The sequence below is a fragment of the Mesorhizobium sanjuanii genome, from assembly GCF_002529485.1.
Classification (GTDB): Bacteria; Pseudomonadota; Alphaproteobacteria; order Rhizobiales; family Rhizobiaceae; genus Mesorhizobium; species Mesorhizobium sanjuanii.
The window spans coordinates 1-11,418 of sequence record NZ_NWQG01000081.1 but is presented as its reverse complement, the minus strand read 5'-3'; the positions used below and the strand labels follow the sequence as shown (position 1 = coordinate 11,418).

Here is an 11,418-nt window from a genome sequence, read left to right as displayed (position 1 = left end):
GTCCATGACGAGTGCGTGACATCGTTGAAAAGATTGGGCGAAAAACGGGACAGGAAATGACCGGACAAGCGATGATCAAGAGGGCAATGGTCAACAGGCCGGTGGCCGATAGCATCGAGCGGCGCAGCGGTGTCTCGCTGTGGCGGCAGATCGCCGACCAGATCCTGCATTCGATCGCGATCGGCGACTTCGTCGAGAACGCGGCGCTGCCGCCGGAGATGGCGCTCGCCGACCGCTATGGCGTCAACCGCCATACGGTGCGCGCCGCGATCGCCGCATTGGTGCAGGAGGGGGTGCTTCGCGCCGAGCAGGGGCGCGGCACCTTCGTGCTGTCGCGCAAGCGGCTGTCCTATCCGATCGGCGCCCGCACGCGCTTTTCGGCGGGCCTGCAAGGGCAAGCGTCCGAGCGCCGCAGCTTGCTGATCGAGTCGGCGATCGAACCGGCCGGCAGGCGCGTTGCCGAGGGACTAAGGCTTGCCAGGGGCGCGAACGTGGTACGCCTGGAAATGCGCGGCGAAGCCGATGGACAGCCGGTCTCGCGCGCCACCGCCTGGTTCGAGGCAAGGCGTTTTGCCGGCATCGATGCGGCCATGGCGGAAACGGGATCGATCACCGCCTCGCTCGAGCGCTTCGGTATCAGCGATTATCTCAGGCAATCGACGGTGCTGTCGGCGCGCCATGCCGACGCCGCCGATCTCGCCGATCTCGACCTCCAGCCCGGCGCCATCGTGCTGGTCACCGTCGCCGTCAACGTCACGCCCGATGGCCAGCCGATCCAGTTCGCCGAGACGCGGTTTCCGGCGGAGCGGGTCGAGCTGAAGCTGTCGGCGCTGTAGGTAGTGCCGGTCTTGTACGAGACCGTGATTTATCTGACTCACGCTGATATCAGTTCGGTCGCGCTACTTATCAGCGGCTTGGCGTTTGAGGACCGCCTTTCCCCACTCCGTCTCGGCTTTCGCCGAGACGGAGTGGGGGGTCGACCTGCGCGGGGCATCGTCAATTCGGGCCGGGTTCACCGCCTGCCATGTTATGCCCCGACCTCGATCACAGCCTTGATCAGGCCGGATTTCTCGTGCGCCCAGCGCGCGAGGTCGCGCGGCGTCTCATCAAGTGTCGTGCGATGGGTGACGAGCTTTGCCAGCGGCACCGCGCCGTTGCGGATCGAGGCGGCGACATGGTCGAAATCGGCTCGCAGCGCGTTGCGGCTGCCGATCAGCGTCATCTCGCGCTTGTGGAATTCGGGATCGGAAAAGACGATGTCGTCCTTGACGACGCTGACCAGGACCAGGGTTCCGCCATGCGCGACATGAGCGAAGGCCGATTGCACGGACCGGGTGTTGCCGGTGGCGTCGAAGACCATGTCGAAGCCCTCGCCGCCGGTCGCGTCCCGCACCAGATCGGCCGCCGCTGCCCGCGAACCGTCGAGGGTCGCGAAGCCGAGTTCGCTCGCGGCGAAGCCCAGACGCTCCGTGCTCATGTCGAGGAGGCTCACGTCCAGCCCGGCGATGCGGGCAAACAGCGCCGTGCCGAGCCCGATCGGGCCAGCGCCGATGACCAGCGTGCGTGCGCCTTGCTCGGCGCGAGAGCGTCGCACCGCGTGCGCGCCGATGGCCAGGAATTCGATCGCGGCGGCGTCCGCCAGCGACAGACCGTTGGCCGGATAGAGATTCTGCGCCGGCACCAGGATTTTCTCGCACATGGCGCCGTCGCGGTGGACGCCGAGCACTTCGATCCTGACGCAGCAGTTCGGCTTGCCGTGCCGGCAGGCGATGCATTTGCCGCAGGCGAGATAGGGGTTGATGATGACGGCTTCGCCAATGGCAAGGTCGACGCCTTGGCCAGCCTCGATCACCGTGCCCGACACCTCGTGGCCCATGATGCGGGGATAGGCGAGGAACGGATGCTTGCCTTCGAAGATGTGATAGTCGGTGCCGCAGATGCCGACATGGCTGACCGCGACCAGCGCCCAGCCGGGCGGCGGGGCGCCCGGCACCTGGCGGTCTTCGATAACAAGGTCGCCGGGCGAACGGCAGACGACGGCTTTCATGCTTCTATCCAGTCGGTTCATGGTGCCACCGGCTGTCGCCGAGGCCGGTAGCCTTTATCGGGTCTATTTGCCGCGGCGGCGCAATCCGTCGAAATAGACGATGACGATGATCAGCGCGCCGGTGATGATGCGTTGCCAGAAGGCGTTGACGTTCAGCAGATTGGCGCCGTTGTTGATGGTGGCGAGGATGAAGGCGCCGAGCAGCGGCCCGTGCACCGAGCCGACCGCGCCGAACAGCGAGGTGCCGCCGATCACCGACGAGGCGATCGCCTGCAATTCCCAGCCTTCCGCCTGTGTTGGATTGCCGATGCCGATGCGCGAGGCGAGCAGCACGCCGACGAAGGCCGCGCACAGGCCAGACAGCGTGTAGGCCATGTAGATGGTGCGCTGGACGTTGACGCCGGACAGACGCGAGGCCTCGGCGTTGGAGCCGACCGAGAACAGATAGCGGCCCCAGCGGCTGTGATGCAGGAAGATGTAGGCCGGGATACCGACCAGGATCACCATCCAGAACAGATTGGGGACGCCGAGGAAGGAATTGCGCGAGAAAAGCTGGAAGGCATCGTTGTTGATCGAGATCGAGTTGCCGTTGGTCATCAACAGACCGATGCCGCGCAGGGATGTCAGCGTCGCCAGGGTGATGATGAAGGGCGGCAGGCCCATCTTGACGATGCCGAAGCCATGGAACATGCCGATGGCGACGCCGACCAGCAAGGTGATCAGGATGGCGATAAAAACCGGTACCCCGGCATTGATCAGCATCGCCACGATGACGGTGGCGAAGCCAACGACGGCGCCGACGGAAAGATCGATGCCGCCGGTGATGATGACGAAGGTCTGGCCGACCGCCAGGATCGCGATCATCGAGCCCTGCCGCAACAGGTTCGAGATGTTGATGGCCGAGGCGAAACTCGGCGTCGCCACCGACAGGATGATCCACAAAAGAACCAGCAGCGCCAGCAGCGTCAGCCCGAACAGGGCGTTGTAGTTGCGCTTCGGCTTTTCGGCGGGAATAGCCTCCGTGCTCATGTCTGTCCTCCCAGCTTTTCTTGTTTCTCGGCGAGGGCCTGTGTGAGAATTTCCTCGTGATCGGCGGTGCGGAACCCATGCGTGGCCACCAGCTTGCCGCGCCGGAACACGTGCAGCGTGTCGGCCAGTTCATAGACCTCCGGTAGGTAGGACGAGATCAGGATGATGCCGGCGCCCTTGGACAGAAGCGCCCCGAACAGGCGATAGATCTCGGCCTTGGTGCCGACGTCGACGCCGACCGTCGGCTCGTCGAAGATGAACAGCTTGGCGCCATGGGCCAGCCATTTGCCGATGACGATCTTCTGCTGGTTGCCGCCGGACAGGCTGGAAGCCAAGGCGTTGCGTGTCGGCGTCTTGATCCTGAGATCGGCGATCTGGCGATCGGCCTCGGTCTTCTCCTGTGCATTCGAGATCAGGAGATTGTTCGAGATGCGCTTGTAGATCGGCAAATTGAGATTGAGGCTGACCGGCAAATTGAGGCAAAGGCCCTGGTCGCGGCGGCTTTCCGGCGCCAGCGCCATGCCAAGCCTGATCGCATCGTGCTCGGAGTTGACCTGGACCGGCTTGCCCTCCCAGAGGATCTGGCCGGCCGACTTGCGGTGGCGGCCGTAGAGCGTGGTGACGAATTCGCTGCGCCCGGCGCCGATCAGACCGTAGAGGCCGACGATCTCGCCGGCGCGGACGGACATCGAGACATTCTCGAAACCCTTGCCCGACAGGTTCCGCGCTTCGACGATCACCGCGCCTGGTGTGAAATGCTCCTTGTGGTAGACTTGCTCGATCGACCGGTTGATCATCATCTTGACCAGCTCGGCATCGTTAGTCTCACTGATGTTCCTGGTGCCGACCAGCGTGCCGTCGCGCAGCACCGAGACGCGGTCGGCAAGCTCGAACACCTCCTCCATGCGATGGCTGATATAGATGATGGTGACGCCTTCGCCCTTCAGTCGGCGGATCAGCGTGAACAGCTGGTCGGCTTCCTTGCGGGTGAGGTAAGCGGTCGGTTCGTCGAAGATGAGGAATTTGGTGCCGCGCACGGTGGCGCGGGCGGCGGCGATCAATTGCTGCTGGCCGATGGTGAGATCGCCAAGCACGACGTGCGCCGGCAGGTCGAAGCCGAGATCGTCGATGATCTTCTGCGCCTGCCTGACCATGGCCCGCTGCTGCAGGATGCCGAAGCGCGAATCCTCCTCGCCGAGGAACATGTTGGCCGCGACGGTGAGGTGGCGGCAAAGCACGACCTCCTGGTGCACGGCATTGATACCAAGCGCCATCGCCTCATGCGGGGTTGCCAGTGCCGCCGGCTGGCCCTCCCACACGACGTCGCCGGACGTGCGCGGCATGACGCCGGTCAGAAGCTTGATCAGCGTCGACTTGCCGGCACCGTTCTCGCCAACGATGGCGTGGATCTCTCCGGCCTTGAAAGCGAGGTCCACCGGCTTCAGCGCGTGCGTGCCGGGATAGCGCTTTTCCAGCCCCTTCAGTTCGAGGATCGTCCTGCCGGGTTCCAGCGTTGGGGCCGGGTGCGGTTCCTGCGCCGTGGACGTCATGACAATCCTCCCAGACCGGCCTCACGATTGGCACGAGTGTTGGTCGTTTCCGGGGCAAAGCCCCGGAAACAGTACGCCTGTGCGATGCTCAGTCGAGCTTCGGGTTGAGCAGCGCGTCGATCTTCGGCTCTTTCATGTTGGCCTTCGTCACCAGATTGGCGCCGGTGTCGACATTGGCTTCGACCTTCTCGCCCTTCGAGGCGGCGAGCGCCGTCTTGATGCCGTCATAGCCCATCCGGTACGGATCCTGCACGACGAGAGCCGAAATGACGCCGTCATTGAGGAACTTGATCAGCTTCTCGTCGCTGTCGAAACCGACGAGCCCGACCTTGCCGGCAAGATTGTTCTCGGCGATCGCCTGACCGACGCCCTGCGCCATGATCAGGTTGGAGGCGAAGATGCCCTTGAGGTTGGGGTTGGCGGTGATCAGGTCGGTCGCGATGTTGAGGCCGGTCGTGGCCTGGCCGTCGGCATATTTGTCGGCGACAAGCTTCAGGCCGGGATATTTGGCGGCGAGCTGTTCCTTGAAGCCCTGGGCGCGCTGTTCGAGCGAGCCGGCGCCCGGAAGCGCGGTGATCAGGGCGACATCGCCCTCGATCTTGCCGCCATTGGCCTCGCCGATCGCTGCCGCCAGGCCGTCAGCGGCAACGCGGCCGCCCTGGATGTTGTCGGTGGTCAGGAACGAGGTGAAGGCCTTGGAGTCGGCGCCGGAGTCGATGCCGATGATCTTGACCTTGGTGGCGGCCTCGTCGATCGGCTTGCCGAGGGCCTTGGCTTCGGTCGGTGCGATGACGACGGCGGCCGGGTTGCCGGCGACGGCGTTTTCGAGGATCGAGATCTGGCCGTTGACGTCGGTCTCGGCCTGGGCGCCAAGTTCGGGCACGTTGACACCGAGGTCCTTGCCGGCCTTGCGGGCACCGGCCAGAACGATCTGCCAGTAGAAAGAGGTGGTGTCCTTGACGATGATCGGAATGGTTACGTCCGCCGCCGAAGCCGGCGCCGAATGCACCACGCTGGCAAGCATCGAGGCGGCTGCAAGCGCCACGAAGGCGCGGCGGTTGAGAATGCTGGTCACGAATTTCATTTAGGATTCCTCCCTAAGTCGCCCTGTGAACGTTACGGAAGCCCCATTCGGATAGGCGTGGCCCAAACAGAACTTTATCAATAAAAAACATTTACCGCATTTTGATATTGCATCGGTTCGGCCGACGCAAGCGATGTTTCGTGACGTTGCCGTATGGCCCGGCAGGAAGATACTTTCCGTCGCCGTTCAACAATTCTCGATCCTCCCGACCGATATGGACTATTAATTCCATCTTTGTGTCAATATGGAATATTCATTCTTCATTGGGGTCGCAGGCGTTCGGCGCTTGTCGACTGTGGTTCAGGGCGGTTCTGGTTCAGAGCGCGTGGCGCCGGATGGGAATCATGCGACATGCATCAGAGGGTCGCTCCGAGATGCCAGGGCACGAATTCATTGTCGCCGTAGCCGAACTGTTCGCTCTTGGTCTTGCGACCCGAAGCGGTCTCGACGATCAGTTCGAAGATCTCGCGTCCCATGCCGGCGATGGTCTTCTCGCCCGAGGCGATGACGCCGCAATTGACATCCATGTCCTCTTCCATCTGGTGGTACATGGTCGAGTTGGTGGCGACCTTGATCGACGGCGTCGGCCGGCAGCCGAAGCAGGAGCCGCGCCCGGTCGTGAAGACGATGACATTGGCGCCGCCCGCCACCTGACCGGTGGCCGAGACCGGGTCGTAGCCGGGCGTATCCATGAACACCAGCCCGTGCCCGCTGACCTTCTCCGCATAGCCGAAAACGCCGTTGAGCGGCGTCTGGCCACCCTTGGCCACCGCGCCCAGCGACTTCTCCAGGATGGTGGTCAGGCCGCCGCGCTTGTTGCCGGGCGAGGGGTTGTTGTCGATCGAGGCGCTATGCTTGGCGACATGGTCTTCCCACCATTTGATATAGCCGTCGAGCTTGGCGGCGATCTCGGGGGTCGCGGCGCGATAGGCGAGCAGGTGCTCGGCGCCGTAGATCTCCGTGGTCTCGGAGAGGATGCCGATGCCGCCGACGTCGGCGAGGATGTCGACGGCGGCGCCCAGCGCCGGATTGGCTGTTATGCCCGACATGCCGTCGGAGCCGCCGCATTGCAGGCCGACGACGATCTCGCTGACCGGGATCGGCTCGCGCTTCAGCTGGCCGACGTCCTCGCAGATCTCGGCCAGCACGCCCATCGCCTTCTCGACCGATTTGCGCGAGCCGCCGGCCTCCTGGATGTTGAAATGACGTTTGCCGGCTGCGACGCCCTTCTGGCCATAGAGGGTGAGCTGGTTGACCTCGCAGCCCAAGCCCACCATCAGCACGCCGCCGAAATTCGGATGCCGGGCATAGCCGGCCAGCGTGCGGTGCAGCACCATCATGCCGTCGCCGGTGGCGCTCATGCCGCAGCCCTGGCCATGGACGATCGGGACGAAGCCGTCGATCCCCGGATATTTCGGCAGCAGCTCGCGGTTGGCCCGATCGGCGATGGAGTGGCAGACGGTGGCCGAGCAGTTGACGCTGGCAAGAATGCCGATGAAGTTGCGGGTGCCGGCGCGGCCGTCGGCGCGGCGGTAGCCCATGAAGGTGCGGGCGCGGTCGGCCTCCGTCGCATGCTCGGCCTCGCTCGGCGGCACCACCGGCAGACGCCCGGACTCGAAAACCAGATTGTGCGAGTGGACATGCTCGCCGGGTGCGATGGCTTCGGTGGCGCGGCCGATCGCCTGGGCGTATTTCACCACCGCCTCGCCGGCCGCGATCGGCTTGATCGCCACTTTGTGGCCGGGCTCGATCAGCGCGGCCGCGACGGCCCCGCCGGGCAATGGCGTGCCGATCTCGATACGGCCATTGGCGACCGCGACATTGTCGGCGGGAGACAGAAGAATGCTGTTTGCGGCGTTCACGGGCGGTTTCCTGGGTATGGTCCTGGGATGGGCGCGGATTGACACGCGCTGCTTAACATATAATGTCTTTTATCGTGAAAAAACATTTTTGCGTCAATCGTTTTTTCATGGATGCGCCGGGCGTCTTGGGTCTTGAAGGACGCTCCCGCATCGGAACCGCGTATCCCTTTTGGAAAGCGATTCCGCTTTTCGGGGGCATACGCTAGGAACATCTGTCATATCGCGCTTCAAGCCAGCCGCTGCAAGCGTCGGCGCGCAACGGGGCAGGGGATGTCGAAGAGCAACAACGTCTATAAGGACGCCTACAATCGCGGTCTCAGGCTGCTCGACGAAACGAAAAGCCTGCCGTCGGAACCGGAGCTCGGCACGCTGCTCGGCGTCAGCCGCACGACGATCCGCACCATCCTTGCGAGGATGGAAGAGACGGGACTGATCGCCTGGAACAAACGCAGCAAGACGGTGTTGCGCGCGCCGCGGCCGGACGATTTTTTTCCAGAGGAAGAGACCGACACGCTGTCGCAGATCATCGAGCGCTCCTTCATGCGGCGGCTGCTCGCGGGTGGCGCCGAGGCCGGCATGCAGATCAACGAGCTTGAGCTGGCGCGCGAGATCGGCGTCGGCACGACCAGCGTGCGCGAATTCCTGATCCGCTTTTCCCGCTTCGGGCTGATCGAGAAGCGCCGCAACAGCCACTGGGTGCTGAAGGGTTTCACCCGCGCCTTCGCGCTGGAATTGACCGAAATCCGCGAGATGTTCGAACTGCGCTCGGCCGCCGCCTTTGCCGCGCTGCCGCAGGACAGTCCGGTGTGGGCCGATCTCGACCTGCTGGAGGAAGAGCATCGACTGCTGGCGCGCGAGATCGCCACGCGCTTCAACGAGTTTTCGGAACTCGACGAGCGGTTCCACCGGCTGATCCACCGCGCCTCGCACAACCGCTTCATCGTCGATTTCTATGACGTGATCGCCATGATCTTCCACTACCACTACCAGTGGAACAAGGCGCAGGAGCGCGAGCGCAACGAAGTGGCGGTCGCCGAACACCTGGCCTACATAGCCGCGCTCAAGTCGCGCGATCTCGGCAAGGTCGACGCGGCCTGCCGCAAGCACCTGAAATCGGCGCGCCACACGCTTTTGACCTCCATCCCCGATCGTGCCGCGTTGCCGCAGCAGTGATTTCACGATTTTCGGCGTGCCTGCCCCATGCTAGGTAGCTGACGTTGCTGCGTGAAGAGGCAGGGCTTTGAACATCCGGCGGAGACGATGGAGCATGCCGGCCGCGCTGGTCGCGGCCTATCTGCTCGTGCTCCAGTCGGCGCTTGGAGCGTTCGCCTTCGGCCTGAGCCCGGATGCAGCGCCGCTCGATGCCTTCGGCAATGTGATCTGCACCCATGACGGCGCGGCCGAGCTGCCCGGCGGCGATCCGCACCGGCAACACATGCCGGCATGCTGCACGTTCGGCTGCGGCATGTTTTCACCGGTCCATGCGCCGCCGCCCGATGCCGTCGCTCTGGCCCGCAGCCTCGTTTTCAAAGCAGTCGCTTTCGTGCCGCCGGCGTTCAGGCATATCGACTTCGCCCGCGCCCGCTCTCCATCGAATCCGCGCGCGCCGCCTGTCGTGTGAGCCAGCATGGCTCGCGGAACCTTTCGCGGGCGCACTCGTCCAACGCTGAAATCATTCGCGACCGGCCAACGGCGCGACACCATATCCATGGAGCCATCATGTCCTGCTTCTTCCGCGCCGCCGCGCATGCGCGCGCATCCGGCCACAGAACCTCCCTCCTGCGCCGTGCCGAGCAACACCTCGGCATCACTGTCGTCACGCTTGCCCTTTTGGTCGCTGGCGCCCAGTCGTCCTTCGCGCATGAGTTCAAGCTCGGCGATCTCGAGATCGAACATCCCTGGTCGCGGGCGACGCCTGCCGGCGCCAAGGTCGCAGGCGGCTATTTCACCATCACCAACACCGGCAGCTCGGCGGATCGGCTGCTGTCGATCTCTTCCGATCTGTCGGACAAGACTGAATTGCACGAAATGGGCGTCAAGGATGGCGTCATGACCATGCGGCCGGTCAGCGGTGGCCTCGAAATCCCGGCCGGCGGCAAGGTCGCGCTCAAGCCCGGCGGCTACCATCTGATGTTCATCGGCCTGAAGCAGCAGCCCAAGCAAGGCGAAGAGTTTTCCGCCACGCTGACCTTCGAGAAGGCCGGCACGGTCACCGTCGAATTCGCGGTCGAAGGCATGGGCGAAATGGGCGGCATGGATGACCATGCCAATTGAGCCGACCGCAAAATTGAAGATCAGGGGGACCATCATGAACAAATATCTTCTGTCGGCCTGCGCGCTGGCTCTCGGGACGGGCACGGCTTTCGCCCATATCACGCTCGAAACCCAGGAAGCGGCTGTCGGTTCGACCTACAAGGCGGTGCTGCGCGTGCCGCATGGCTGCGAGGGCAAGGCGACGACCGCAGTGCGCGTGCAGATTCCGGAAGGGCTGATCTCGGTGAAACCGATGCCGAAGCCCGGCTGGACGCTGCAGGTCAAGAAGGGCAAATACGAGAAGTCCTATCAGCTCTATGGCGAGGCGGTGACATCCGGCGTCAAGGAAATCGACTGGAGCGGCGGCAGCCTGCCGGACGAATTCTACGACGAGTTCGTCTTCCGCGGCACGCTGGCGGCGGACCTGCCGGCTGGGCAAACGCTCTACTTCCCGGTGGTGCAGGAATGCGACGGCACCGCCGATCGCTGGATCGAGATACCGGCGGCCGGGCAGGACGAGGATGCGCTGGAATATCCGGCGCCTGGCATCAAGCTTTTGCCCAAGAAGTAGTCTCTCTGGCGGTGCGCTCGGTTCGATAGAGCGCGCCGTCGTTTGCGTGGCAGTAACATGAGCGTGGCATCCTTTCGGTGGACGATCTGCAGGTTCGGCAACCGCGCCGGTCGGCTTGCCATTGGCCTGCTGGCCGCGGTCATGCTGCTCGCCGTCATTGCCGCGCCAAATCAGGCCTTTGGCCATGCGGCGCTGGTCACGACCGATCCGGCCGACGGCGCGGTGCTGGGACAAAGCCCGACACAGTTTTCGCTGACTTTCAGCGAGCCGGTCTCCCCGCTGGTGCTCACTTTGGTGCGGCCCGACGGGACGCCGCTTGCGCTGACCGCGTTCCGCCTCAGCGACCAGACCGTCGAGATCGACAACCCGCAGGCGCTTGGGGCCGGCACCCATGTGCTGAGTTGGCGGGTGATTTCCGCCGACGGCCATCCGGTCGGGGGTTCGGTGTTGTTTTCCATCGGTGTCCCGAGTGCGGCGCCCATCGTCTCCGAGGCCGTCGACTGGGGGCTGCGGTCGGCGATCTGGACCGGCAAGGTCTTGCTCTATATCGGCTTGTTTCTCGGCGTCGGCGGGGCCTTCGCCATTGCCTGGCTGGCAAAGGGTGGGCGTTCGGGCCAGCGCTTCGCAATCGCCGCGATCCTGTGCGGGCTGGTGGCGGCGCCTCTGTCGCTCGGCTTCCAGGGGCTCGACGCGCTCGGCGCGCCGCTTGCGGATCTGGCACAGCCGGCTGTCTGGCAGACCGGACTTGGCACCAGCTTTGGCTGGACGGTGCTGATCTCGCTGATGGCGCTCGGGCTTGGGCTTTCCTCGCTGGTCGGGCCGCGTGCCGACGCAAGACTGTTCGCCCTTGCCGGTCTGGTGTGTGTCGGCGCCGCGCTTGCCGCCAGCGGGCATGCCAGCGCCGCCGAGCCGAAATGGCTGACGCGGCCGATGGTGTTTCTGCACGGCGTCGGCATTGCCTTCTGGGCCGGAGCGCTGGCGCCGCTCGGCCTTGCGGTCTGGCGGCAGCCGGCCGAGGCGGG

The 11,418-nt window shown here is 64.4% G+C and carries 11 protein-coding genes; 6 read left to right on the top strand and 5 right to left on the bottom strand.

The window, feature by feature from the left end:
- Window positions 1-56 precede the first annotated feature (56 nt).
- Entirely contained in the window at window positions 57-836 is a 780-nt protein-coding gene (phnF, locus tag CN311_RS14030) for a phosphonate metabolism transcriptional regulator PhnF (protein ID WP_425351075.1), read from the top strand.
- Window positions 837-1,027: 191 nt separating this feature from the next.
- Here phnF and CN311_RS14025 read toward each other — a convergent pair whose 3' ends face one another.
- From CN311_RS14025 to CN311_RS14005, 5 genes are all read right to left on the bottom strand, one after another.
- Complete coding sequence (locus CN311_RS14025; protein ID WP_097574337.1) at window positions 1,028-2,047, bottom strand: zinc-binding alcohol dehydrogenase family protein; 1,020 nt, start codon at window positions 2,045-2,047, stop codon at window positions 1,028-1,030.
- 63 nt (window positions 2,048-2,110) lie between these two features.
- Window positions 2,111-3,076, bottom strand: a complete 966-nt coding sequence (locus tag CN311_RS14020) for an ABC transporter permease (RefSeq protein ID WP_097574335.1) — start codon at window positions 3,074-3,076, stop codon at window positions 2,111-2,113.
- Window positions 3,073-4,626: a sugar ABC transporter ATP-binding protein gene (locus tag CN311_RS14015; RefSeq protein ID WP_097574334.1), complete on the bottom strand. Its 1,554-nt coding sequence runs from the start codon at window positions 4,624-4,626 to the stop codon at window positions 3,073-3,075. The genes CN311_RS14020 and CN311_RS14015 overlap by 4 nt, the downstream gene beginning before the upstream one ends.
- 88 nt (window positions 4,627-4,714) lie before the next feature.
- Window positions 4,715-5,710 carry an ABC transporter substrate-binding protein gene (locus CN311_RS14010; RefSeq protein ID WP_097574333.1) on the bottom strand — a complete coding sequence of 332 codons (996 nt, stop codon included), beginning with the start codon at window positions 5,708-5,710 and terminating at the stop codon, window positions 4,715-4,717.
- Window positions 5,711-6,066: 356 nt separating this feature from the next.
- Window positions 6,067-7,572: a UxaA family hydrolase gene (locus CN311_RS14005; protein WP_097574331.1), complete on the bottom strand. Its 1,506-nt coding sequence runs from the start codon at window positions 7,570-7,572 to the stop codon at window positions 6,067-6,069.
- A 270-nt stretch (window positions 7,573-7,842) separates the two neighbouring features.
- Between CN311_RS14005 and CN311_RS14000 the strand changes: the two genes are divergently transcribed.
- The 5 genes from CN311_RS14000 to CN311_RS13980 form a co-directional block, all read left to right on the top strand.
- Window positions 7,843-8,745, top strand: a complete 903-nt coding sequence (locus CN311_RS14000; RefSeq protein WP_097574330.1) for a GntR family transcriptional regulator — start codon at window positions 7,843-7,845, stop codon at window positions 8,743-8,745.
- 94 nt (window positions 8,746-8,839) lie between these two features.
- Complete coding sequence (locus tag CN311_RS13995; RefSeq protein WP_097574329.1) at window positions 8,840-9,193, top strand: DUF2946 family protein; 354 nt, start codon at window positions 8,840-8,842, stop codon at window positions 9,191-9,193.
- Window positions 9,194-9,291: 98 nt separating this feature from the next.
- Window positions 9,292-9,846: a copper chaperone PCu(A)C gene (locus tag CN311_RS13990; RefSeq protein WP_097574327.1), complete on the top strand. Its 555-nt coding sequence runs from the start codon at window positions 9,292-9,294 to the stop codon at window positions 9,844-9,846.
- Window positions 9,847-9,880: 34 nt separating this feature from the next.
- Window positions 9,881-10,396, top strand: a complete 516-nt coding sequence (locus CN311_RS13985; RefSeq protein WP_097574339.1) for a YcnI family copper-binding membrane protein — start codon at window positions 9,881-9,883, stop codon at window positions 10,394-10,396.
- 57 nt (window positions 10,397-10,453) lie between these two features.
- Window positions 10,454-11,418 (top strand): copper resistance CopC/CopD family protein (locus tag CN311_RS13980; RefSeq protein ID WP_208866491.1); only part of this gene is annotated, 965 nt, incomplete at its 3' end.